Annotated in this window: 21 protein-coding genes and 1 tRNA gene; 5 read left to right on the top strand and 17 right to left on the bottom strand. The window is 72.7% G+C overall.

The window, feature by feature from the left end; all coding sequences use genetic code 11:
* Positions 1-16 precede the first annotated feature (16 nt).
* The 3 genes from AC07F3_RS05415 to AC07F3_RS05405 are packed head-to-tail and all read left to right on the top strand — an operon-like array spanning position 17 to position 2,125.
* Positions 17-625 carry an ArsR/SmtB family transcription factor gene (locus AC07F3_RS05415; RefSeq protein ID WP_479110744.1) on the top strand — a complete coding sequence of 203 codons (609 nt, stop codon included), beginning with the start codon at positions 17-19 and terminating at the stop codon, positions 623-625.
* A gap of 13 nt (positions 626-638) precedes the next feature.
* Positions 639-818: a hypothetical protein gene (locus AC07F3_RS05410; protein ID WP_479110742.1), complete on the top strand. Its 180-nt coding sequence runs from the start codon at positions 639-641 to the stop codon at positions 816-818.
* Entirely contained in the window at positions 815-2,125 is a 1,311-nt protein-coding gene (locus tag AC07F3_RS05405; protein WP_479110740.1) for an MFS transporter, read from the top strand. Before AC07F3_RS05410 ends, AC07F3_RS05405 begins: the two co-directional genes overlap by 4 nt.
* Here AC07F3_RS05405 and AC07F3_RS05400 read toward each other — a convergent pair.
* The 4 genes from AC07F3_RS05400 to AC07F3_RS05385 all read right to left on the bottom strand — a co-directional run bounded on the left by AC07F3_RS05400 (position 2,058) and on the right by AC07F3_RS05385 (position 7,841).
* A complete protein-coding gene (locus tag AC07F3_RS05400; protein ID WP_479110738.1) occupies positions 2,058-2,846 on the bottom strand; it encodes a S16 family serine protease in 789 nt (262 codons plus the stop codon). The genes AC07F3_RS05405 and AC07F3_RS05400 overlap by 68 nt on opposite strands.
* A gap of 58 nt (positions 2,847-2,904) precedes the next feature.
* Entirely contained in the window at positions 2,905-3,549 is a 645-nt protein-coding gene (locus AC07F3_RS05395) for an IclR family transcriptional regulator (protein ID WP_469838780.1), read from the bottom strand.
* A 480-nt stretch (positions 3,550-4,029) separates the two neighbouring features.
* Positions 4,030-5,817: a DEAD/DEAH box helicase gene (locus tag AC07F3_RS05390; protein WP_469838781.1), complete on the bottom strand. Its 1,788-nt coding sequence runs from the start codon at positions 5,815-5,817 to the stop codon at positions 4,030-4,032.
* 572 nt (positions 5,818-6,389) lie between these two features.
* Entirely contained in the window at positions 6,390-7,841 is a 1,452-nt protein-coding gene (locus AC07F3_RS05385) for an MFS transporter (protein ID WP_479110736.1), read from the bottom strand.
* A 193-nt stretch (positions 7,842-8,034) separates the two neighbouring features.
* Here AC07F3_RS05385 and AC07F3_RS05380 point away from each other — a divergent pair.
* Positions 8,035-8,109 (top strand) — tRNA-Cys (locus AC07F3_RS05380).
* 12 nt (positions 8,110-8,121) lie between these two features.
* On the opposite strand, the gene AC07F3_RS05375 is transcribed toward AC07F3_RS05380, so the two are convergent.
* From AC07F3_RS05375 to AC07F3_RS05360, 4 genes are all read right to left on the bottom strand, one after another.
* A complete protein-coding gene (locus AC07F3_RS05375; protein ID WP_479110734.1) occupies positions 8,122-8,631 on the bottom strand; it encodes a hypothetical protein in 510 nt (169 codons plus the stop codon).
* A 41-nt stretch (positions 8,632-8,672) separates the two neighbouring features.
* A complete protein-coding gene (locus tag AC07F3_RS05370; protein ID WP_479110732.1) occupies positions 8,673-10,979 on the bottom strand; it encodes a DUF6571 family protein in 2,307 nt (768 codons plus the stop codon).
* Positions 10,980-10,996: 17 nt separating this feature from the next.
* Positions 10,997-11,356 (bottom strand): hypothetical protein, encoded by a 360-nt coding sequence (locus AC07F3_RS05365; protein ID WP_479110730.1) that lies wholly within the window; start codon positions 11,354-11,356, stop codon positions 10,997-10,999.
* A 113-nt stretch (positions 11,357-11,469) separates the two neighbouring features.
* On the bottom strand, positions 11,470-11,616 hold the full coding sequence (locus AC07F3_RS05360) for a hypothetical protein (protein WP_479111878.1): 147 nt from the start codon (positions 11,614-11,616) through the stop codon (positions 11,470-11,472).
* A 123-nt stretch (positions 11,617-11,739) separates the two neighbouring features.
* Between AC07F3_RS05360 and AC07F3_RS05355 the strand changes: the two genes are divergently transcribed.
* Positions 11,740-11,973, top strand: coding sequence for a hypothetical protein (locus AC07F3_RS05355; RefSeq protein WP_479110728.1), 234 nt, complete (start codon positions 11,740-11,742; stop codon positions 11,971-11,973).
* 7 nt (positions 11,974-11,980) lie between these two features.
* Here AC07F3_RS05355 and AC07F3_RS05350 read toward each other — a convergent pair whose 3' ends face one another.
* The 9 genes from AC07F3_RS05350 to AC07F3_RS05310 all read right to left on the bottom strand — a co-directional run bounded on the left by AC07F3_RS05350 (position 11,981) and on the right by AC07F3_RS05310 (position 24,066).
* A complete protein-coding gene (locus AC07F3_RS05350) occupies positions 11,981-14,299 on the bottom strand; it encodes a xanthine dehydrogenase family protein molybdopterin-binding subunit (protein WP_479110726.1) in 2,319 nt (772 codons plus the stop codon).
* Positions 14,296-15,960, bottom strand: a complete 1,665-nt coding sequence (locus AC07F3_RS05345) for a (2Fe-2S)-binding protein (RefSeq protein ID WP_479110724.1) — start codon at positions 15,958-15,960, stop codon at positions 14,296-14,298. The genes AC07F3_RS05350 and AC07F3_RS05345 overlap by 4 nt, the downstream gene beginning before the upstream one ends.
* Positions 15,957-16,856 carry an FAD binding domain-containing protein gene (locus AC07F3_RS05340; protein ID WP_388789390.1) on the bottom strand — a complete coding sequence of 300 codons (900 nt, stop codon included), beginning with the start codon at positions 16,854-16,856 and terminating at the stop codon, positions 15,957-15,959. Before AC07F3_RS05340 ends, AC07F3_RS05345 begins: the two co-directional genes overlap by 4 nt.
* Positions 16,857-17,201: 345 nt before the next feature.
* The gene (locus AC07F3_RS05335; protein ID WP_479110722.1) at positions 17,202-18,902 is read right to left on the bottom strand and encodes a beta-N-acetylhexosaminidase; all 1,701 of its coding nucleotides are present in this window, start codon (positions 18,900-18,902) and stop codon (positions 17,202-17,204) included.
* Positions 18,903-19,883: 981 nt separating this feature from the next.
* Positions 19,884-20,720: a carbohydrate ABC transporter permease gene (locus AC07F3_RS05330; RefSeq protein ID WP_479110721.1), complete on the bottom strand. Its 837-nt coding sequence runs from the start codon at positions 20,718-20,720 to the stop codon at positions 19,884-19,886.
* Positions 20,717-21,676 carry a carbohydrate ABC transporter permease gene (locus AC07F3_RS05325; protein ID WP_479110719.1) on the bottom strand — a complete coding sequence of 320 codons (960 nt, stop codon included), beginning with the start codon at positions 21,674-21,676 and terminating at the stop codon, positions 20,717-20,719. Before AC07F3_RS05325 ends, AC07F3_RS05330 begins: the two co-directional genes overlap by 4 nt.
* Positions 21,673-22,971 (bottom strand): extracellular solute-binding protein, encoded by a 1,299-nt coding sequence (locus AC07F3_RS05320; RefSeq protein ID WP_479110717.1) that lies wholly within the window; start codon positions 22,969-22,971, stop codon positions 21,673-21,675. Before AC07F3_RS05320 ends, AC07F3_RS05325 begins: the two co-directional genes overlap by 4 nt.
* A 191-nt stretch (positions 22,972-23,162) precedes the next feature.
* Entirely contained in the window at positions 23,163-23,450 is a 288-nt protein-coding gene (locus AC07F3_RS05315) for a DUF3039 domain-containing protein (protein ID WP_078966510.1), read from the bottom strand.
* Between the two features lie 55 nt (positions 23,451-23,505).
* On the bottom strand, positions 23,506-24,066 hold the full coding sequence (locus tag AC07F3_RS05310) for a YqgE/AlgH family protein (protein ID WP_479110714.1): 561 nt from the start codon (positions 24,064-24,066) through the stop codon (positions 23,506-23,508).
* Positions 24,067-24,309 lie beyond the last annotated feature (243 nt).

The following is a 24,309-nucleotide window of genomic DNA, read 5'->3' as shown; positions in this document are numbered from 1 at the left end:
TAGCTACCTTTGGACCATGCCCGAGAGCAACAAGCCCCAACACCCCCAGAACGCGGCCGGGGAGCGCATCCTGGACGCGCGCGCCCTGCGCGGCCTCGCCCACCCCCTGCGGATCCGGCTCCTGAAGTCGCTGCGCCACGACGGACCGGCCACCGCCTCCCAGCTCGCCGAGCGGCTCGGCGAGTCCAGCGGCGCCACCAGCTACCACCTGCGCCAGCTCGCCGCCCACGGCTTCGTCGAGGACGACCCGGGCCGCGGCAAGGGACGGGAGCGCTGGTGGAAGGCGCTGCACAACGGCACCTCCTTCGCGGAGGACCTGCACACCAGCGCCGACCCGGAGGTGCGGGGCGCCGCCGACCTGTTCCTGCACGAGATCGCCAGCATCCACACCCAGGAGCTCTCGACCTGGCTCGGCACCCGGCACGACTGGCCGGAGCCCTGGTCCACCAGCGGCGACCTGAGCGACTTCACGCTGAACCTCACCGCGGCCCAGCTGTACGAGCTCAACGAGAAGCTGCACGCGGTCGTCGAGACGTACCGCACCGCCGCCCCCGCCGAGACCGGCGACGCCGCCCAGGTCCGGCTCCATCTGCACTCCTTCCCGCGCTCCAACCCGCCCCGCTGAAAGGACCGCCGCCATGCACAGCGACACCCACCTCCTGCTGCACCACCTGCGCGCCGCCGAGCTGGAGACCCGGGCCCGCGCAGCACTCCCCCGCGAGAGCCGGAACCTGCGGACACAACTGGGCTGGATACTGGTCGAGTTGGGTCTCCGGCTGACCCAGCAGGCGCCGCACCGGCAGGCCCGCCTCGCATGAGCGGGCCGGGGGGACACCGCGACAGAAGGCCGCTCGCGGCCGTACTGACCGCCAACGCCGTTTCGGCCTGCGGCAGTTCACTCACCCTGATCGGCGTGCCGTGGTTCGTGCTCCAGACCACCGGGAGCGCCGGCCGGGCCGGGATCGTCGCCTTCTGCGCGACGCTGCCGATCGTGGTCTCGGCGCTCATCGGCGGCCCGGTCATCGACCGCGCCGGCCGCCGCCGGGTCTCGGTCGGCTCGGACGTCGTCTGCGGGCTCGCGGTCGCCGCGATCCCGCTCCTGCACCGCGCCGGGCTCCTCGAATTCTGGATGCTCTGCGCCCTGATGGCAGTGGGCGGCCTCGCCCACACCCCGGGCGTCACCGCCCGCTACGTCCTCCTGCCGGACCTCGCCCGGCAGTCCGGCACCACCCTGGCGCGCGCCGCCAGCGTGTACGACGCCGTCTCGCGCGGCGCCCGCATGACCGGCGCGGCCCTGGCCGGGGTGCTCATCGCGCTGACCGGCGCCGGGAACGTCCTGCTCGTCGACGGCGCGACCTTCGCCGTCTCGGCCGTGCTCGTGGCGGCGGGCCTGCGCGGCGTCCGCGAGGCGCGGCCCCTGCGGGACGCACCGCCCGTGTCGCTGCGCACCTACAAGGCCGAACTGCGCGAGGGATACGCCTACTTGGCGCGCACCCGGCTGCTGCTCGCGGTGGTCACGACCGTGATGCTGATGAACGGCACCGACCAGGGCTGGACCGCCGTCCTGCTGCCGGTCCACGCCGAGCAGGACCTGGGCGGCGCCTCCCAACTCGGCCTGCTGGCAGCCCTGTTCGGGGCGGGCGGCCTGGCGGGCGCGCTCCTGTACGGCGTGTTCGGCCACCGCTTCTCGCGCCGTGCGGTCTTCAGCGTCTGCGTGCTGCTGTGCGGGGCGCCCCGGTACGCGGTGGCCGCGCTGACCGGCACCACGATGCCGCTGGCCGTCACGATGCTGGTCGCGGGGCTCGCGAGCGGGGCGCTCAACCCGATCCTGACGACGTTGATCTACGAGAAGGTGCCGGACGCGCTGCGCAGCCGGGTCGCCGGGGTGCTCACGGCGGGCTGCGAACTGGCGATGCCGCTGGGCGGGCTCGCGGCGGGCTTCCTGGTGGAGGCCGCCGGGGTGCGCGGCGCGCTGCTCACGGTCGGCGGGGTCTACCTGCTCGCGACGCTGAGCCCGCTGGTCTTCCCGGCCTGGAAGGACATGGACCCGGGCGCCGTCAGCAGGACGGGACCGGGCCGCCCTTCTGGAGCGCCTGGAGTGCGGACACCGCACCCTTCAGCGTAGTCACGGGGATCAGGCGCAGCCCCTTGGGCAGTTCGGACCGGGCGTCCGAGCACTCCGCCTTCGGTACGAGGAAGACGGTGGCCCCGTCCCGGGCGGCGGCCTGCGTCTTGAGGGCGACCCCGCCGACCGCGCCGACGTCGCCGCCGCCGGTGATCGTCCCGGTACCGGCGATGCTCCGGCCGCCGGTGAGGTCGCCACCGGAGCCGTCGCCGTTCAGCTTGTCGATGATGCCGAGCGTGAACAGCAGGCCCGCGCTCGGGCCGCCCACGTCGGCGAGGTGCAGATCGACCTTGACCTTGTCGGGGCTCAGCCCGAGGTAGCCGAGGGCCGCGACGGAGGCGGCGTCCTGCGACTGCTTCATCTCCGCCTGGTTGTGCTCGGAGATCTCCTTCTCGCTGCCGCCGCTCGGATAGACCGAGTCGCGCGGCATCACGGCGCGGTCGGTGCGGAACCAGCCGTCCACCACGTCCGAGATGCCGACCTCCGCGTTGGGCCCGGTCGCCACGATGGTGGTCATCCGCAGCTGCCCGCTGGTGGGGCGGGTGGGCGCCCCGGAGATGGTGATCACCGGCTTGCCCCCGTCGTCACCGAGCACGTTCGCGGTCGGCCCCGGCTGGGCCACCGCGAACGGCAGCGGCGCGAAGCAGGCGACGGCGAGCAGCGCGACGACCGGAGCGGCGCCGATGGCGAGGTTGCGGAGGCGGGGGTGACGAGTGAGCACGGCTCCAATCTAGCCGTACGCACCCGGCCGCCCCGGGCACGGGCCCGCGCTCCCGCCCTCATCGCAGGGCGTCGGCCACTTCCCTGGCCGCGTCCACGACGCGCGGCCCCACCCGCTCGGGCACGGCGTCGGCGAGCATCACCACACCGACGCTCCCCTCTATCCCGGTGACCCCGACCAGTGGCGCGGCCGCCCCGCTCGCCCCGGCCTCCAGCTCGCCGTGGGTGAGCGTGAAGCCGGGCTCGGCCAGGCCGCCGTTCTGCCGGGCCGCGAGGATCGCCCGGCCCGCGGCGCCCTTGTCCAGGGCGTGGCGGAACCCGGCCCGGTAGGCCACGTGGTAGTCGGTCCAGGTCGGCTCGACCACGGCCACGGCGAGCGCGTCCGAACCGTCGACGAGGGTGAGGTGGGCGGTCGCGCCTATGTCCTCGGCGAGCGAGCGCAGCGCGGGCAGCGCGGCCTCGCGGACCAGCGGGTGCACCTGGCGGCCCAGGCGCAGCACCCCGAGCCCGACCCGGGCGCGGCCGCCCAGGTCACGGCGGACGAGGGCGTGCTGCTCCAGGGTGGCGAGCAGGCGGTAGACGACCGTGCGGTTGACGCCGAGCTTGTTGGACAGCTCGGTGACCGTCAGACCGTGGTCGGTGTCGGCGAGCAGCTTGAGGACGCGTAGTCCCCGGTCGAGCGTCTGGGAGGTCTCCGCGGTCACGACACCCACTCCTTAAGTGGTGAGTCGCGGCGGCACTCTCCGTGGTTCGCGGCACCGGTCCCATCGGCATCGCGCGCAGAGCCCGCCGGCGAGGCCAAGGCACCGGCTGCGCTCCGAGGCGACGCTGCCACGGGGCGTTTGCATGGCGGGGACAGTAGCGAGCGGACACCGCTCAGCGGAAGACCTCGTCCAGAATCCGGGCGCGCGCAGAATTTCACGCCCCATGGAATGGGCGGAACGAACCCAACAGATGGACAAACAATGGCCATGGGAGACGGAATTTGATCCCGTTCGATCCCCTTCGGGACCTAAGTCCGTCTTACCGGGGACCTTGGGCGATCGGCATGGATTTGCCGGGACATTACTGTGGCAGGCGTTCGAGGGGCGTCCGTGGGGGCCGGCCCTCGTACACATCCCCATCCCATGGGATCGAACGGGGCCCGGCCACGCACGCCGGGCCCCGTTCGCCGTGCGCACCCGCTACTTCATGCGGGTGGCCCACTCCTGGACCTTCTTGATGCGCTCGCGGAGCTGGCCCGCGGTGGCCTCCGCGCTCGGCGGCCCGCCGCACACCCGGCGCAGCTCGGTGTGGATGACGCCGTGCGGCTTGCCGCTCTGGTGGACGTACGCGCCGACCATCGTGTTGAGCGACTTGCGCAGCTCCAGCAGTTCCTTGTGCGACACGACGGGGCGCCGCTCGGCGGGCATTTCGAGCAGATCGGCCTGCTCGGCCGGCTTCTGGCGGCTGTGCGCGATCTGCCGGGCCTGCCGCTTCTGGAGCAGCATCTGCACCTGGTCCGGTTCGAGGAGCCCGGGAATGCCGAGATAGTCCTGCTCCTCCTCGCTTCCCGGGTGCGCCTGCATGCCGAATTCGGCGCCGTTGTACATGACCCGGTCGAAGACGGCATCGGATTCGAGGGCCTCGAAGGGGAGCATGTCCTGCTCCCCGGTGTCCTCGTCCTGCTGCTTGTTCGCGTCGTCCATTTCCTGTTCGGACTCGGCGTACGGGTCTTCTTCCTCGCCGTCCTTCTTCGGCTTGTCGAGCACGTGGTCGCGCTCGACCTCCATCTCGTTGGCGAAGCCGAGAAGCATCGGAATGGTGGGCAGGAATACCGAGGCGGTCTCGCCGCGCCGCCTGGACCGCACGAAACGGCCGACGGCCTGGGCGAAGAACAGCGGGGTGGAAATGGTGGTGGCGTACACGCCGACGGCCAGGCGCGGCACGTCGACGCCCTCCGACACCATGCGGACGGCGACCATCCACCGGTCGTCGCTTTCGCTGAACTCGTCGATCCGCTTGGACGCGCCGGTGTCGTCGGACAGCACGACGGTCGCCTTGGAGCCGGTGATCTCGCGGATCAGCTTGGCGTAGGCGCGGGCCGAGTCCTGGTCGGAGGCGATGACGAGCGCGCCGGCGTCCGGGATGGCCTTCCTGACCTCGGTCAGCCGCTGGTCGGCGGCGCGCAGCACATTGGGCATCCAGTCGCCGCGCGGGTCGAGCGCGGTGCGCCATGCCTGCGAGATGGCGTCCTTGGTCATGGGCTCGCCGAGCCGGGCCGCGATCTCGTCACCGGCCTTGGTGCGCCAGCGCATGTTGCCGCTGTAGCTCATGAATATGACGGGCCGCACGACGCCGTCGGCGAGCGCGTTGCCGTAGCCGTACGTGTAGTCGGCGGAGGACCGCCGGATGCCGTCGTTGCCCTCCTCGTACGTGACGAACGGGATCGGGTTGGTGTCGGACCGGAAGGGGGTGCCGGTGAGCGCGAGCCGCCGGGTGGCCGGATCGAAGGCTTCGAGACAGGCCTCGCCCCACGACTTGGAGTCACCGGCGTGGTGGATCTCGTCGAGGATCACCAGGGTCTTGCGCTGCTCGCACCGGTTGCGGTGCAGCATCGGACGCACCCCGACACCGGCGTAGGTGACGGCGACCCCGTGGTACTCCCTGCTCAACGGCCCGGCGCTGTAGTCCGGGTCGAGCTTGATGCCGACGCGCGCGGCCGCGTCCGCCCACTGCTTCTTGAGGTGCTCGGTCGGCGCGACCACGGTGATCTGCTGCACCACGTGGTGGTGCAGCAGCCATGACGCGAGCGTCAGCGCGAACGTGGTCTTCCCGGCGCCGGGCGTCGCGACGGCGAGGAAGTCGCGCGGCTGCTCCTGGACGTACCTCTCCAGGGCACCCTGCTGCCAGGCGCGCAGCTTGTTGGCGGTGCCCCAGGGGGCGCGGCCCGGGAAGGCGGGTGAGAGGTGGTGGGAGGCGGTAGTAGTCACGGTCTCCGGTTCGGGTCTCTCGGTGTACGGGGGGCACGGTCATCCGGGCCGCGGGGCCCGGCGGGGTGGCTGCTGAGCAGGCGCCCGAGCGTGGTCGGGGCGGGTGCTCTTACGTACGACAACCGGGCCACCTTACCGGGGCCCCCCACCGAACCCCGCCGGAACGCCGCGCCCCAACCCACGGCTGAGACAGTCCTCACAACCCCAGCCCCACCCTTGCCGGGGCCTAGCCAGGGCGGCTCTGCCGGGGCCTGGCCAGGGGCGGGTGCCAGGGCCTGGCCAGGGGTGCGGGGAACGGCGCGACCACCGCACACGGCCCGCACCCCAAGCCGCCCCAGGGGCGCGAGGAACGGCGCGAGCAGCCACGCACGGCCCGCGGACGAAGACGGGTTTCCAGGGGCGCGAGGAACTGCGCGAACAGCCACACACGGCCCGCACCCGAAGGCGACCCAGGGGCGCGGGGAACTGCGCGAAGAGCCACGCACGGCCGCCGGACGAAAGCGCACCGAGGGGCGCGGGGAACTGCGCAAAACCACACACGACCCGCACCGAAAGCCCCACCCCCGGAGGGTTTAGGGAAGGGGCGGGGTGGGGGCACCCACCCGCCCAGCAACAACCGCCCCGCTCAACGCCACCACCCCCATCGGCAGAAACACCACCAGGAACGCCCCCGGATGCGAAGCCGAGGCCCCCGACACCGCACCCCCACCCAGCGCGGCAAACCCCGCCCCACCCACAGCGAGCAGCAGCACATTGGACAGCCCGTCCGAGATCTGGAGCGCCGCGGAGTTCGCCCCCGCCTCGTGCGGCGCCGAGAGCTTCAGGAGCAGCACGCTCGTCGAGGCGATCACCATGCCCATGCCGAAACAGCCGACGCCCCAGGCGACCCCGACCACCCACACCGGCACCGCCGCAACCAGCACGCTCGGCGCGGCCACGATCGCGAGGGCCACCAGCACCATCCCGACCACCATCAGCCGCTCCCGGTACGCCTCCATCCGGGGCCGGGCCTGGACGTACGAGCCCAGCGCCCAGGTCGCCCCGCCGACGGCGAGCGAGAGCCCGGCCATCGTGGGGGTCAGCCCGCGCTGGGTGACGAGCATGAGCGGCACGAACGACTCCGCCGCGATGAACGACCCCGCCGCCACGCCGCGCAGCAGCACCACCGCGGGCAGCCCGCGCGCCGCCCGCCAGGTGCCGGGCGGCAGCAGCCCGCGCCGCCCCGTGACCGCCGGGGCGAGCAGGACGGCACCCGCCGCGAGGGGCAGGAGGGACAGCCACCTCAGCTCCTGCCCCGCGTACTGGAGGAGCCCGGCGCCGACCGAGATGCCCAGGGCCAGCCTGATCCGGCGCCGGTCGAAGGGCTCGACGGACGCCGATGGGTCGGCGGGCCCGGACGCCATCCGCCGCGTCGCGGGCAGCGCGAGCGCCAGCGGGAACACCACGAGCACCGGAATCCCGATGAACACCCAGCGCCAGCCGAGCTGTTCGGTGGCCGTACCCGCCAGGAGCGGCCCCACGACCGAGGGCACCACCCAGCCCGCCGCGAACGCCGCCATGATCGTGGGCTGGAGCCGCGCGGGGTAGGCCCGTCCGATCACCACGTACAGCGCCACGATCACCAGCCCGCCGCCGAGCCCCTGTACGGCCCGGCCCGCGATGAACGTCCACATGTTGGGGGCGGTCCCGGACAGCAGCAGCCCGGCCGCGAACGCCGACATCCCGACGGCGAGCGCCCCGAGCGGTCCGCGCCGGTCGGCCCACTGCCCCGCGACGACCATGCCGAACAGGCTGGTGGTGAAGTACGCGGAGAAGGCGAAGGCGTACAGCGAGACTCCGTCGAGCTCCCGCGCCGCGACGGGCATGGCCGTGCCCACGGCGGTCGCCTCGAAGGCGATGAGCAGCACGACGGCGATGATCCCGAAGCTCAGCGCGCGGTGCTCCCGCCCGAGGATCCCGCCCGCGTCGCCCTCCACGGGGAACTCGACGGGGGCGGCGACATCGGTATCGGACTGCGCGCTCATCCGCCCAGAGTAAGAGCCGTACCGGGCGTTGCCCCCTGTCCAGGGACGGGACTACGCCTACACCCATGGTCGTAGGCCCCCGCCCGAACATGAACCAACGTGAACGCACCATGGCAGTCCCGTTGCAGCCCCCCGCGCCCCCTTCCCCCGCCCGGCGCGACCCGCCTACGGTCTTCCCAACACACCAGCACACGGCCGTGTGCCCGAGTGGTTGAGGGGCTCGCCTGCAAAGCGAGTTACGCCGGTTCGATTCCGGTCACGGCCTCCAATTTCCTCTCGCCTACCGGCATTTGAGCTGCCGCTTGGCGAACTTTACGTACTGCTGCATCAGCGCTGTGAGCGTGTCCCGGGTTCTCTGGCCGTCCGGCGCCTTGTGAGCCAGCAGGACCAGCTGGACATGCTTGTCGGCTGCGGTCAAATGCTGGTTGCGAGGCAGATCGGGGCGCTCGCACACGAAGGTGGAAGCCACACCGCGCCGCGAGACGAAGCCCTCATCACCGACGTCAATACGAGTGCTGGCTCCCCTCAAGGGATTCCAATCGCTGCCCTTGCCACTCCTCTTCCGGTCCGCCCACGCCGCGAGACCGGCCTCCCCGTCAACGTCCAGCCCGCAATACGTCTGGGACCGTCCGACGAATATCTCGAAGGGCTGCTGAACCTTGATCTCCGCTCGCTCGCCCTCAGGCAGCAGGGGCTCGACAGCGGGGCCTGCGAGCGCTCCCCAGCAGACGCTCGCCGGCAGAGTGGGTGGAGCCCCCTGCGCGCGCTCCGAACACGCGCTCAGAACCACGACCCCCATCAGTACGGCAATGAACCTCCCCAGCGGGCACCTCACTTCGTGGTACCCGGGTATCCCGGGGCGGTGGCGGCACCTCGCCCCGTCGAGTGCGCGTCGGCCACCGAAGTGGAGGCGGCTCCCTGGTACTCCCGAATATCCCGGTCCGAAAGACCTGCGCTCCTGCCCGCGTCGCCCACCGCCGCCCTCGCGGACTCCTTGACCCCTGTCTCGGCCTTTGAGTAAGCCGTCGCCGCCTCTTGGGCAGCCTCGTTCAATGAGTCCCTCTGGGCCCCGTCGACGATGGACTTGGTGATGTCCTCCTGAAGCCATTCCACCGCGTCGCCACCCACTGGCAGCATCTCCACATACTTCGCACCGACTGCGCTGATGATCCGGTTCGTCCAATCAGCCTTGTCTTGAAGGGCTTCGTTGAAGTCGGCGTCCTCGGCCGAATGCTTTTGGTAGATCGCCTGAACGCGGGCCTCGGTCATCATCCCCGCAATCTCGCCACCCGGATAAACCGCATTGCGTACGGCCTCACCCACGTCCGTCCCATGGTTCTCCGGGTGGGCGAATACATCACGGACCAGCAGGGTCGTATATGCCTGCTGGGCGCTCGTGATCGCGCCGTAAGCATCCGGGTCCTGGGCCACGGCGCCCAGAAAGCGGGCCAACTGGCCAGTATCGGCGAACTTGGCCAGTACCCCGAACGGCTTCGCCTGGCCCGCCCCGTTTTCAGCGGTCGCCTGCATATCCGCCATATACTCCGCCGCCATGTTCCCGAAGTGCCCAGAAAGCCCACCCAACCTCCCCGGCACATCCCCCTCCCCCAGAATCAGAGAAGGATCCGCACCGATCTTCGCCACGACCTTCTCCATCACGCTCGCCATCGCCGCCGTGTGCTCCACCGGGTGGGCCGACGGGTCGGCGGGGTTGCGGCCGGTGACGGCGGCTTCCAGGGCGTTGCCCAGGGCGGACTGGTAGGGGGTGTGGGCGGTGGGGAGGGCGTCGTAGAGGTCGGCCGTCGCGGGCCGGTCCAGGAGGTGGTCGACCATGCTGAGCGGCGCGCCCGAGGGGGCCAGGACCGCCGCGTCGCCCGCCGTCACCAGCCCGTTGCCGTCGCTGTCCGCGCGGACCGGCTCGTTGAAGAACTGGGCCGCGGAATCGGGGTTGTTGGCCATGGCCGACATGAGCCCCGTGAGGGGGTCGAAACCCCGGCCGCCCGACGGGTCGAGGCTGAGCGCCGTGCCGGGGACCTGCGGTACGCCCCGCTCGAAGATCCCGGGGTTCTGGTGCTCGAAGCCCACCAGGTCGCGGGCGACGGGCAGCAGGAACTCCCTGTCGTACGCCCCGTGCCGCAGCAGCGCGCCCAGCGCCTGGTAGCCGTACACCTGCGCGCCCGCCCCCGCGAAGCCGCTGACGTCGATCGGCCGGCGGCCCGCCCGCATGAGGTCGGTCGTCCAGGAGCCGCCGAGGTGGCCGGGGGTGTGCGGGTCGGTGGCGAGGCCCAGCATCGGGCCCAGGTCGTCCTGGATGCGGTGGACCATGGCGGCCCGGTCGAGGCCCGCCGGGCCGAGGGCCGTCGCGTCGAGGGAGAGCCGGGCGTAGAAGTCCAGCGTGCCCTGGGCGCCCAGGCGCCGGTAGAAGGCGGTGGAGAACTCGGGGTCGTGGGCGTGGGCGTCCAGCAGGGTCCGCAGCCTGGCCAGTTCCTCGACGTTGCGGGCGGTGCCGCCCTCGCCGGTGACGCGCCTGGCCAGGTCGACCGCGCGCGCGGCCTCCTCGTCGTCGAGGGAGGCGTACCGCGGCGCGGTGAAGTCGTGCGCGTGGGGGACGTTCGCCAGCAGGGCGAGGCGCAGGGACTCGTCCGCCGCGTCGCACGCGGCGACCAGCGCGTCGACCTTGCGCTGCCAGGCGGCGACATTGGCCTGCTCGGCCCGCACGTCCCGGGCGAGCCCGGCGTACTCGGGGTCGTGCCGCGCCGCGGTGTCGTCGGCGAGCGGGTGGCGGGGCAGGACCCGGCCGCGGGCGTCGATCGCGATGCCGCTGCGCCCGGCTCCGTCGGCGATGGACCGCAAACCGTCCTTGGCCTTCTTGAACTCCGTGTACGCGTCGAGCAGGAGCCGGTGCACCCCCTCGGCCTCCCGCTTCGCGTCCGCGAACTCCTTCACGGTCTTGCGGATGAAGTCGCGGGTGACCCCGGCGTTCACCCCGGCCCAGCGGGCGGTCTCGGCGTGCGCCCGCAGGCCGTCGTGGGCCTCGTCGGCGAGCTTCTTCAGCCGGAGCGCCATGTCCGACCAGTCGTCCACCGCCGTCCCGAGCTTGTCGACCGGCGCGTTCACGACGTCCGCGTACGTCAGCAACTACCGTTCCCCGTCCGCTAGTTGAAGTAGCCGCTGAGGACCGAGACGGCAGTCAGGGAACCTCGCACGCGGGCGTCGTCCTTGGCGTGCTGGGCGGCGGAGCGGTCGAGGTGGTTGGAGATCTGCGCACAGGCGTCGCGGAGGGCCGTGTACTGGCTCTGCCATGTGTCGTGGACCTTCATCAGGGCCGCGCCGCTGGTGAAGTTGTCCGCGCCGAGCGCGCGTGCCGCCTCGAAGGTGGCCACCCGCGCGTGGTCCCCGTCGCGCCGGAACGCCTCGTACAGCCTGTACGCGTCCGCGCCGACCACCCCGAGGTCATCGGCGTGCGCGACGAGGTCCCCGCCGCCCGGCCCCCGCGCCGCCACCCCTGACGCCATCCCCAACTCCCGTTCCATACCAGTGCGTTACGGAATCTTTGCCGTAGCGTACGGCAGGGCGGCCGCGATGATCCGGGGTCGGCGGGCCCTCAGGGGTGAATGCGCGCCCGTACTCACGTCCCCCACGTCACCCGGTCCGGGGCTCGGCCCCCGGGCGGGGCTCCGCTCCCTGCCCCAGGCCGCCGGAGCGCGGTGTCGAGGCGGACGCCGTCCCCGGTCAGCGAGTACTCGACGCGGGGCGGCACCTCCTCGTACGACACCCTGCGCACGACGCCGCCCGCCTCCGTCTCGCGCGGGCGGGATGTTCGCCGGGGCGGCGCACGCGTTCGCCCCGATCCGCCAGGAGGACATCGGCCCCGCCGCTCGCCGACCGGCTGGTCGCCATGGCCCCGGCGGTGCGCCGGAACGCCGGGCAGCTGAAGAGCGGCGACTGCACCGAGGGAGCCGTCTCCCGTCGCGGCATGCGGGTGGCCGGTGTGCCGACCTTCCTGAGCACCGCCGAGCAGCGGGGCGCCAGCTCCGAACTCATGGGCCCGCACTGCGCGTTGATGCGCCGCCGCCCGGCCGAGGGCGGCGCGGAGGACCCGACGGGCGTGGTCGACCCGCTGGTGCGCTGACGCGCGGCTACGCCTGCTGGACGACCGCCGCCTGGGGCCGGATCGGGAGGCGGTTGACCGGGCGACCGGTCGCGGCGCGGACCGCGGAGGCGATGGCCGCCGGGGAGGTGACGACCGGGACCGCACTGGCCGCCTTCGCACCGAACGGGGCCACCACGTCCCGCTCCTCCACCAGCTTCACGATGCGGATGTCGGGGGCGTCGAGCGCGGTGGGCAGCGCGTAGCCCGTGAGGTCCGGGTGGCGGATCTGGCCGCGTACCGTACGCAGGTTCTCGGTGAGGGCCGCGCCCACGCCCTGCGTCACCCCGGCCTCGATCCGGGCCGCGAGCCGACGGGGGTTGAGGATCCGGCCGACGTCCTGCGCCACGGCGAGTTCGACCACGCGGACGGAGCCGAGCTCGATGTCGACGTCCACGACGGCGCGGATCGCGCAGAACGCGAGACCCACGAACGCGTCACCCTGGCCCGTCTCGTCGAGCGGTTCGGTGGGGTGCGGACGGCACTGGGCGGTGGCCCAGAGTTCCTTGCCGTCCATGGCCTCCGTCACCGTGGTGGACAGCACGCCGTCGTACGAGGTGATCTTGCCGTCGGCGATCTGGAGCAGCTCGGTGGACATGCCGAACTTGTGCGCCAGGGGCTGGAGCAGCTGGGTGCGGACCATCTTGGCCGCGCGCTCCACCGCACCGCCGGACACCCAGGTGTGGCGGCCGTGGGTGGCCGGGCCCGCCGGGGGCTGGTCGGTGTCGACGGGAGCGACGTGGACCTCGTCGATGCCCAGGGTCTCCTGGACGATCTGGCGGGCCAGCGTGGTGAAGCCCTGGCCGGTCTCGACGGCCGCGCAGATGACCGTGGCGACTCCGTCCTGGACCTTGACCGTGGCCGTGGAGACCTCGTCGGTGCCCTCGGCGCCGAGCATGTGGACCATGCCCAGGGCGTAGCCGACGCCGCGCCGTACCGCGTCCGGCTCGCCCGCGCCCTCGGGGCCGCCCGGCAGCAGCCAGTCGTCCTCGGGCGCGTCCTTGGGCAGGGTGGGCAGCGGGAAGTCCCGCACGGCGGCGAGGAGTTCGGCCACCGGGGCCGGGCAGGTCACCGTCTGGCCGGTGGGCAGCAGGTCGCCGGTCGCGAGCACGTTGCGCATCCGCAGCTCGGCCGGGTCGAGGCCCAGCTTCGCGGCCAGCTTGTCCATCTGGCCCTCGTACGCGGCGCACACCTGCATCGCGCCCTCGCCCCGGACGTGGCCGGACGGCGGGTTGTTGGTGCGCACCGCCCAGCCCTCGACGAAGGCGTGCGGCACCACGTAGGGGCCGCAGGCGAACGCGACGGCGGCGGCCAGGGACTCGGAGGAGGCCTCGGCGTAGGCGCCCGCGTCGAGCAGGATCTGCGCCTCGACCTTGACCAGGCGGCCCTCGCCGTCCGCGTGGTGGCGGTAGCGGAGCAGCGTGGGGTGGCGATGGGCGTGGCCGAGGAAGGACTCCTCGCGGGTCGCGGTCAGCTTGACCGGGCAGCCGGTCTTCAACGCCAGGAGTCCGAGCGGGAGTTGGAAGCCGAGGTCCTCGCGGTCGCCGGTCGCGCCGGGCACGCCGGTGACCACGACCTTGACGCGGTCCGGCTCCAGGCCGAAGCAGGCGGCGGCCAGGTCGCGGTCGCTGTGCGGGTCGGTGGACGCGGTGTAGAGCTCGACTCCGCCGTCCGGACGCGGCACGGCGAGGCCCGCCTCGGCGCCGATAGGGGCCGGGTCCTGGCGGCCGATCCGGTACAGGCCCTCGACGACGACCTCGCCGGTGACCTCGGGGTCGCCGTACTGGAGCGGGATGTGCCGGATCAGGTTGCCGTCGGGGTGCAGCGGCTCGGCGGCGAACGCCTTCTCCGGGTCGGTGACCGGCTCCAGGACCTCGTACTCGACGGCGATCGCGGCGGCGGCCAGGCGCGCGGTGTCCGGGTGGTCGGCGGCCACGGCGGCGATGGGCTCGCCGTGGTGGCGCACGAACTCGGCGGCGAAGACGGGCCGGTCGGCGATGCGGCGGCCGAAGGCGGGGTCGCCCGGCACGTCGGCGTGGGTCACCACGGCGCGTACGCCCGGCATGGCGACGGCGGCCGAGGTGTCGATGGAGACGATGCGGGCGTACGCGTGCGGGGCGCGCAGCACGGCCGCCCACAGCAGGCCCTCGGCCCACAGGTCGGCCGCGTAGGGGAAGGTCCCCTCGGTCTTGGCCAGCGCGTCGACGGGCGCGAGCGAGGCGCCGATCCCGTGCGCGGGCGGCTGCTGCTCCGGCCCCGCGGCCGGGAGGGCGCCCTCGACCGTCGCGGTGGCTGCCTCGTTGCTCACGCCATGCCTCCGTCGTGCGTGTGCGGGGGCTTGGCGCTGCCGGCCCCGGGGGGTGCCTGGTGCGGGATGCGGGCCTCTTCGGCCGGGGTTGCGGCCGCCTCGCGGCCCGCCACGACGTCCTTCACGGCGTCGAGGACGCCACGGTAGCCGGAGCAGCGGCACAGGTTGCCGCAGAGCGCCTGGCGGGTTTCCAGCTCGGTGGGGGCGTGGTTGCCTTCGAGCAGGTCGTGCACGGTCATGGCCATGCCGGGGATGCAGAAGCCGCACTGCACGGCGCCGCTCGCGGCCAACGCCCGCTGGACGTCGGAGGGTTCACCGTCGGTGGCGAGCCCCTCGACCGTGCGGACCTCGCTCCCGGCGGTGGTGGCCGCGGGCACCAGGCAGGAGGCGACGAGCCGCCCGTCCACCTGGACGTTGCAGGCCCCGCACTCCCCCTGCGAGCAGCCGTCCTTGGCCCCGGCGAGCCCGAGCCGCTCCCGCAGCACGTACAGCAGCGACTCCCCGACCCAGGCCTCGGTGACGGGCCGGTCGGCGCCGTTCACGCGCAGCACGTAGGAGGCGCGGGTGTGTTCCAGGTCGGGGGCGGGCGGCGTCTGCGAGACGGGCTCCCCGGCCTCCGGCCCGGCTTCGGGGCGGACCTGTGCCGATGTCTGGCCGTGGGCTCCGGGCTCGGCTTCCGTTCGCGGCTCGGGGAGCGCGACGGCGTCGACTGCTTCAACCGGTTCACCCGGCTCGACCGGGCCAACCGTTTGGGCCGGTTCGGGCACTTCACGCGCTTCGGGCACTTCACGCGCTTCAGCCGCTTCGGGCGTTGCGGCCGTGGCGTGCGCTTCCGGTGCGGGTTCGGCGGCGGGCTCTTCGGGGGTGGAGTCCTGGGGCAGCGGCCCGGAGACGGACGCGGCTTCGGGTGCCGGGTGCGGTGCCGGCTCCGGCAGGGCTTCCGGCTGCTGCGGGTGCGGCTGGGGGGCGGCGGCGTCCGCCGGAGCGGCGGGCTCCGATCCGTCCCGTACGGCAGGAATGTCGGCCGCGTGGGCGGTCGGCTCCTGGGGCTCGGGGTCGGGCAGGTGGTGCGCCCAGGGAGCGGGCGCGCCGCCGGGGAGGGTGGCGGGCGGGGTGGAGCCCCACTGCTCGATCAGCGAGGAGGTGGTGAACTCGCCCGATTCCTCCGGGAGTTCACCCTCGGCCACGGGGATGGTCCACTGCCCGGTGCCCGCGAGGGAGGGCTCGTCGGCGAAGTTCCACTGGGCCGTGGCGGTCGGGTCGTGGGCGGGCTCCGACGGGGTCGCGGGCCGGGGCGCGGGCGCGGCGGGCTCGGGCCACACCACGGTCTGCGCGCCGGGCGCGGAATCGGCGTCGGGCGCCGTCTGTCCGGTCAGTTCGGTCGGGATGCGCCAGACCCCGGTCGCGGCCGGGTCGGTCGCGGCGGCCGGGGTGAGCGGCACGATCATCGGCGGTACGTAGCCGTGGCCCGGCGCCGCCAGCGGGGCGCCCATCATGTCCATGTCCGGGGGCAGCTGGACGAACGCCGTGGCGTCCGGCTCGTACTCGCCGCCGTGCGGGACCGGCTCCCAGCCGCCGTGCCGGGGCACCTGGCCGTAGCCGTGCTCGTGTGCGCGCTCGGACTCGTGGTCGTACTCGTACTCGTTGTTCTGGTCGGTCACGACAGCGCCCTCCCCAGTGCTCGTCGGGCCAACGCGGCGACGGTACGCCGCAGATGCAGTACGGCGGGCGAGAGGGGCGGGGGCGGTGAGCCGTCCGCGGGTGGCTCCGGGTCCGGGATGCAGGCCGCGGCCACGTACTCGCCGAACGCGCCGAGCGCCTCCGGGGCCAGAGCCGCGCGCTCGCCGTCCCAGTCGATGAGCGAGGCGATCCAGCGCTCGGCCTCCAGGGGGCGCAGCGGCATCGGCGCGATGGCGCCGACCGCGCAGCGCACCCCGCGCCGGGCCGGGTCGAGGACGACCGCGACCGACGCGGTGGCGCGGCCGGGGCCGGTGCGGCCGGTCGCCTTGAGGAAAACTTGGGGCGCGTGCAGCAGCGGCACCCGGACATATCCGATCAACTCGGCCGGGGCGAGCATGTCGCGGCCGGCCAGCAGGTGCGACACCGGGATCTCCCGCCGGGCGCCGTCGGGGCCCGCGATGACCAGGGTGGCTTCGAGGGCCGCGAGCACGGGCAGCGCGTCGCCGGTCGGGGCGGCGGAGGCGATGTTGCCGCCCAGGGTGCCCGCGTTGCGGATCTGCGGGGGCCCGGCGGCGCGCGCGGCCGCCGCGAGCGCCGGAATGAGCGCCGCGAAGTCCGGGCGCCCCATGCGGGCGTGCGTCAGACCGGCACCGAGCAGGGCGTGGCCGTCCTGGTACTGCCAGCCGCGGATCTCGTTGATCCGGCCGAGTCCGACGAGGCCCGCGGGGCGCAGCAGGCCCCGGTTCACCGCCGCCATCAGATCGGTGCCGCCCGCGACGGGCACGGCGGCAGGCATGGCCGCGAGCGCCGCCACGGCCTCGTCCAGTGAGGCAGGCAGCGTCACCGACTGCGCCGCCTGCGGTGCGTGCGTGGTCAACCCAGCTGCCCCTTCCCGGTGTCCCGGCCGTACCGACTGTGCCGTCTGTGGCCACCTGCTGATGGCCGTACCGTACGTGCTCACAGCCCGGACGTGGCAACTCTGGCACATCTTCCGAACCGGCCGACGGCAGGGTCCACGAAGCGCGCTTCCGTCCCCGACCTGGGGAATGCTCCGGTTTCGCAAGCCTTGCACGACTTGTGCGACTTATGCGGTACGCCTCGTTCCGCACGCCGGGTGTTCGTCACAGCGGTCTTCCTCGCAGCCGGTCGCGGCCGGGGCGGCCGTGACCTGGGGTCACGCTCCCAGGGACACGGCCGCCGGGCATCCACCTTGCGCCCTGGCTCACCTGTTTGGGGGCGCCCCCTCGATCGGGCGTCCGAGCACGCCGGGGCGCTGCTGCCACGGCAACGGGCCCGAGGGTGGCCGGTAGTCGACGCCGAGCGCGTCAAGGCGCCGGTAATGGGCGGCCATTCGCCGTTCGAAATCCGCGAAGTCGCGCTCGGCGGGGGCGGGCAGGGCGCTCCAGGCGACCTCGGCGAAGGCGGCGAGCCGGGGGAACACCTGGTAGTCGACGCGGGACTGGTTCTCCATCACCTCGGTCCACACGTTGGCCTGGGTGCCGAGCACATGGGCGGCGGCCTCGGGGGCGAGCCGGGGCGGGACGGGCTCGAAGCGGTAGACGTCCTCCAGGGTGCGGACGTAGCCGATGGGCATGGGCTCGTCCTCGCCGCCCGCCTGGCGGTGGTCCAGGTACACGAACTGCTCGGGGCACATCACGACGTCGTGCCCGGCCTCGGCGGCGGTGACCCCGGCGCCGTAGCCGCGCCAGGCCGAGACGGCGGCGCCGGGGGCGAGGCCGCCCTCCAGGATCTCGTCCCAGCCGATGAGCCGGCGGCCGCGGGCGCTGAGCCAGGTGTCGAAGTGCCGGATGAGCCAGGACTGGAGCTCGTTCTCACCGGCGAGCCCGAGCTCGCGGATCCGCGCCTGCGCGATGTCCGACTTCTGCCACTGCTCCTTGGGGCACTCGTCGCCGCCGATGTGGATGAACGGCGAGGTGGCCTCGGGGAACAGCTCAAGCACCTCCTCCAACACCCCCTCGTAGAAGCGGAGGGTGGTGTCGGTGGGGGCGAGTACGTTCGGATTGACGCCCCAGGTGTCCCAGACGGAGAGGGAGGCGGTGTCGATGACGTCGGTGTTGCCGAGTTCGGGGTACGCGGCGATGGCGGCCTGCGAGTGCCCCGGGATGTCGATCTCGGGGACGACCCGGATATGCCGCTCGGCGGCGTACGCGACGATCTCGCGGATGTCGTCCTGGGTGTAGTAACCCCCGTGCGGCTTCTCGTCCCACAGGGGCGATGCGCGGTGTCCCCACTTGGTCCGGCCGCGCCAGGCGCCGACCTCGGTGAGGCGGGGGTACCGCTTGATCTCGATCCTCCACCCCTGGTCGTCGGTGAGGTGGAAGTGGAAGACGTTGAGCTTGTGGGCGGCGATGAGATCGAGGTAGCGCAGAACGCCGTCCTTCGACATGAAGTGCCGTGAGACGTCGAGCATGAGTCCGCGCCAGCCGAACCGGGGCCGGTCCTCGACGACGACCTCCGGCAGGTCCCACGTGCGCCCCGCCTCGACCGGCGCGCGCCGGAAGGCGTCGGGGCCGAGCAGCTGACGGAGCGTCTGCATGCCGCGGAACACGCCGGCCGCGGTGCCGCCCTCGATGAGTACGGCGACGTCCTCCACGGAGCCGTCCGTGGAGAGCCGGTACCCCTCCGGCCCGTGCCGCTCGCCCACTTCGGCGCTGATCCGCAGCACGACGGCGTCCGGCCCGGCGTCCCCGTCGGGCAGCCCGAACCCGGTCGCGGCCCCGACCGTCCCCCGCAGGAGAGGTGCGAGGGCTTCGGTGCCGGGGGCGGTGTGGAGGGTGGTGCGGGGGCTCAGGGGGCGGCGGTCGGTGCCGGTGGGGCGGAGGGTGTGCGGGCTGGGGATCAGGGCGGGGGTGCTGGTGCCCTGGGGGCCGGGGGTCGGAGGGTGGCTGCCGTCGGTGTTCATGGGGTCCTTTCGTGCTGGGTGGTGAGTTGGGTCGCGGCTTCTTCTTTCCCCACCCCGCCCCTTCCCGAGACCCTCCGGGGGAACCGAGCGGGCCAAGGTCCGGTGCCGAGTGCCGATCCCGACTCCCGTCTCCTCAAACGCCGGAGGGGCTGGATCGGGGGGTCGGGGGGGCGAAGGTGGCTGGCCGCCAGTGGAAGCGGTGCGCGCCGTGAGAAACACGGGGGCGAAGCCCCGCAGCCCCCCAGGGGTGCACCGCGGGGGTCTCGGGGCGCAGCCCCGGCAGGGGCAGGGGGCGCAGCCCCTGCGGGGGGCCTGGAGCGAAGCCCCCGCAGGGGTGCAGGGGGCACAACCCCCGCTGAGTCTGGGGCATAGCCCCGCAGGGGTCTGGGGCACAGCCCCCGCAGGGGTGCAGGGGGCACAGCACGCGCGGGGCCTGGAGCGACCGCAGGGGTGCAGGGGGCACAGCACGCGCGGGGCCTGGAGCGAAGCCCCCGCTGAGTCTGGGGCGCAGCCCGCGCGGGGGTCTGGGGCGCAGCCCCCACGGGGGTCTGGGGCGCAGCCCCCACGGGGGTCTGGGGCGCAGCCCCCACGGGGGTCTGGGGCGAAGCCCCCCCCCCAGGGGTGCAGGGGGCACAGCCCCCGCTGAGTCTGGGGCACAGCCCCGGCAGGGGTGCAGGGGGCGCAGCCCCCGCGGGGGTCTGGGGCGCAGCCCCAGAAATGTCCTCATAACCCCCTTCACGGGTGGGCGGGTGGGCAACCCCCCGGGGTCTGGGGCGGAGCCCCAGGGGCCTGGGGAAACCCCCAGGGGGCCGGGGCGCAGCCCCAGGGGCGGAACCCACAACCCCCTTCGCGGGCGGGCGGGTGGGCAAACCCCCCAGGGGCGGAACCCACAACCCCCTTCGCGGGTGGGCGGCCCCGCCACGGGGCGAGCCCCGGAGGGGGTCGAGGGGCCCCACCCTCGCAGGAACCCGGCCGCGCGGGTCACTTGACCGCACCCCCCACCCCCGACACCAACCGCCGCTGGACCAGCACGAAGAAGACCAGGACCGGCAGCGTCATCACCGTCGACGCCGCCATGATCCCGCCCCAGTCGTTCTCGTCCGGCTTGAAGAAGACCAGCAGGGCCATCGGCAGCGTGGACTGCGACGTGTCGCTGATGATGAACGACTTCGCGAACAGGAAGTCGTTCCACGCCGAGATGAAGGAGAAGACGCTCGTCGCCACCAGCCCCGGGAAGACCAGGGGGAACAGGATCTGCCAGAGGAAGCGCGTGCGGCTCGCCCCGTCGAGGGCCGCCGCCTCCTCCAGCGCGACCGGCACCCCCTTCACGAACCCGCGCAGCATCCAGATCGCGAACGGCAGCGAGAAGGCGAGGTGCGGCAGGATCAGCGAGCCCAGCGTGTTGAGCTGCCCCAGGTCCCTCATCAGGAAGAAGAGCGGGATCGTGAGCGCCTCGACCGGCACCATCTGCGCCACCAGGAACATGATCAGCAGCGTGGTGCGGAACCGGAACCGGAAGCGCGTGACCGCCGTCGCCGCCAGGAAGGCGATGAGGGCCGAGGCCAGCACCACCGACCCCGCGACCACCAGGCTGTTGAGGAAGTAGCGGCCGAAGTCCTGCTGCGAGAAGACCCGGCGGAAGGAGTCGAGGGAGGGGGCGAGGGTCCAGGGCCTGGGGTGCGCCGACTGCACCTCCCCCGCCGGTTTGAAGGCCGAGAGCACCATCCAGTACAGGGGGAAGGCGACGACCCCCGCCACCACCAGCGCGACCCCCTCGGCGGCGAGCCGCCCGGGACGACGTATCCGTACGGAACTCACAGCTCCTCCCCCTGCCTGCGCAGCAGCCGCAGATACACCAGCGTGGCCGCGAGCAGGATCAGCAGCATCACCACGCCGATCGCCGAGCCGAGGCTGTACTGCGACGACGCGAACGCCTTCTGGTAGGCGTACACGTTGAGGACCAGGTTCTGGCCCGCGATGCCGCCGCCGTTGGTCATGACGTAGATCTGCGTGAACACCTTGAAGTCCCAGATGACGGACTGGATCGTGACGACGGTCAGGATCGGGCGCAGCATCGGCACCATCACCGACCGCCAGATCCGCCACTGCGAGGCCCCGTCCAGCGCGGCCGCCTCCAGGACCTCGCCCGGGATCGCGCGGATCCCGGCGTACACCGTGACCATCACGAACGGGAACGAGCACCACACCACTTCGAGCAGGACGAGCACGAACGCGCTGTAGCGGCCGTACGTCCACGAGTGGTCGCCGAGACCCAGGATCCGGTCGACCGGGCCGAAGTCGGGGTCGAACAGGAACATCCACACGGTGGAGCCGGTGATCGCCGGTGTCGCCCACGCGCCGAGCGCCGCCAGCATCAGCGCGAGCCGGGGCAGCGCCCGTACCCGTGTGAGCAGCACGGCCAGCGCGCAGCCCACGGCGAGCGTGCTCAGGACGCAGGCCGCCGCGAAGACGACGGTGGCAAGGAGCACCGACCAGAACTGGCTGTCCGAGAACAGGGTGGCGTAGTTCCCGAGGCCCTGGAAGCTGGTCGGCTCGCCGCCGCTGACCTGGGCCTGGGTGTACTCCAGGAAGGAGATCAGGCCGAGTTGGTAGATCGGGTAGACGAGCAGCGCGGCGAGGACGACGAGGGCGGGGGCCAGATACAGCCAGGGGGTCGAGCCCGCCTGGCGGTGCGAGCGGGCGCGCGGGCGCCCGGGCGGCTTCGCCACGGCCGCCGACGGGGCCGTCACCGGCTCGGCGGTCGCGGGGCTCAACCCGCCGCCCCGAACACGTCGTTCATCTTCTTCGCCGCGTCCGTCGACGCCCTGGCGACGTCCTTCTTGCCGCTGACGATCTCCTGGAACATGGTCGGCAGCACGAGCGAGGAGTCGATCTGGCCCCAACCGGGCGACGCGGGAACGAACTTGGCACCGGAGGCCAGGGTGCGGACGAACGGCTCGACGAACGGCTGCTTCTTCGCGACGTCCGCCCGCACGTCGGTGTAGGTGGGCAGGAAGCCCATCGCGTCGAAGAACGCGCGCTGGGTGGACTTGCCGGCCAGCTGCTCCATGAGGCCGACGGCGAGCGTGCGGTGCGAACTGCTCTTCAGTACGCCGATGTTGTTGCCGCCCGCGAAGGCAGGGGCGACCGAGCCCGGCGTCGGGCCCGGCAGCGGCACGACCGCGTACTCGCCCTTGACGGTGCCCGCCTCGACGGCGGCGTGGTTGAAGTCGCCGCCGATCGCCATGGCCGCCTTGCCGTTCGCGAAGGCGGTGACGGTCGCGTTGCCGCCCATCTGCGCGCACTTGGCGGCAGGACAGTTGTCGTCGCCGAAGAGCGAGGTGTAGGCCTCGATGCCCTTGCGGGCGGCCGCGCTGTCGATCGCCGAGGTGTATTTTCCGCCGTTCTCGGTGGCCAGTTCGCCACCATTGGCCCAGAGGAACGGCAGCGCCCCGTAGGTGTAGGCGCCGCCCACGGCGAGCCCGTACAGCTCGGGCCTGGCCCGGTGGATCTTCTTCGCCGCCGCGATCAGCTCGTCCTGGCTCTTCGGCACGGCGACGTTCAGGTCCCTGAGGACGTCGGTGCGGTAGTACAGCGCGCGGACGCCGACGAACAGCGGCGCCCCGTACACCTTCCCGCCCACGGTGACGGACTGCTTCGCCGTCGGATCGGTGTCCTTCGCCTCGGGCCAGGCCGCGAACTCGGCGCTCACGTCGGCGAGCCCGCCGTCCTTGACGTAGCCGGCCGTGTCGGTGTTGCCGTACTCGATCAGGTCGGGGGCGGACGCCGGGTCGTTGAAGGCGGCCTTGATCTTCTGGGCGCGGGTCTCGACGGGGATGTAGTCGACCTGCACCTCGGCCCCCTTGTGGGCCTGTTTGAAGGCGGCCACCGCCTTGTCCACCACCTGCTGTTTGGGCCCGTTGCTCACCTCCTGGAAGAGCCAGACCCGGAGCGTGCCGCTCCTGTCGTCGCTCTTCGCGCTGTTGTCGGAGGTCTGCGGGGCACAGGCGGTCAGGCCGGCGAGGGCAAGTGCCGCCAGCGGCAGGGCAGTTCGGGCAGAGAGCTTCACGGCGTGGATCCCCTCCATCGTGTTGCAACATACGCAACGAGCGTTTCGCATACTGCACAACAGGGAGGAGGTTATGGCGGAGGCAAAGCCGTCGGCAAGAGGTCTGGACAACCCGGAAACACAGAACGGCCCCCGGGGTGTGCGTCACGCACACCCCGGGGGCCGCCTCGGTGGAAGGACCGCCCTGCGGGCTACTTCTTGTCCTTGCCGCCCTTGTCCTTGTCGCCACCGGCGCCCATGGACTCGTAGATCTCCTTGCACATCGGGCAGACCGGGTACTTCTTCGGGTCGCGCCCCGGTACCCAGACCTTGCCGCAGAGCGCCACGACGGGCGTACCGTCGAGCGCGCTCGCCATGATCTTGTCCTTCTGGACGTAGTGGGCGAAGCGCTCGTGGTCGCCGTCGCCGTTCGACACCTGGGGTGTCGGCTCTACGAGGGTCCCCGTACCTGCCCCGCGCTCGGGCTCAAGAGTGCTCATAACCACCAAGGGTACTGAAGGCGACCGGATGGAGCGGAAGGGCGTCGCCACACCGTCAATTGAGCGAGGGGTCGTCCGGATAGGTGGCGACCATCGCCAGCTCGCTGCGCTGGCGGCGCAGCACCGCCCGCCACAGGCTCTCGGGCTCGGGGGACGAGACGTCACCGGGCTCCGACTCGACCACGTACCAGGCGCCGTCGCTCAGCTCGTCCTCCAGCTGGCCCGGCCCCCAGCCCGCGTACCCGGCGAAGATCCGCAGCGAGCCCAGGGCCGCGGCCAGCAGTTCCGGCGGCGTCTCCAGGTCGACCAGGCCGATCGCCCCGTACACCCGCCGCCAGCCCAGCGGCCCCTCGTCGCCGGGGATGACGGCGACCCCGAGGGCCGAGTCGAGGGAGACCGGGCCGCCCTGGAAGACCACGCCGGGATCGCCCGCGAGTCCCGCCCAGGACTCCAGGATGTCGCCGACGCCGACCGGTGTCGGCCGGTTCAGGACCACGCCGAGCGTGCCCTCCTCGTCGTGGTCGAGGAGCAGCACCACCGCGCGGTCGAAGTTCGGATCCGCGAGCGCGGGGGTCGCCACGAGCAGCCGCCCTGTGAGCGAGGACACCTCGGTCATGCCGACATGATCCCGCACAACGGGGCGGCGCGGGAAGAAAGACGCCGCGCGAAGAGCGACGCCGGGGGGCGGCGGTCGGGTGACGGGAGGGCGCACGGCAGCAGTGGGGCGCACGCCGCTCCACCGGCCCGCCGGGCGTGTCCGCAAGCGGCGCCCGGGGGCCGTGACGCTGTGCAGGACTTCCTGCGCGGAGCGTGCTGTAGCGAATTCATTACGTCTCTGAACCCTCCTCGGCCTTATGGG

The organism is Streptomyces sp. NPDC045846 (genome assembly GCF_056431605.1).
Note: the sequence above shows the minus strand (reverse complement) of the source record. Positions and strands in the feature narration are given on the sequence as shown.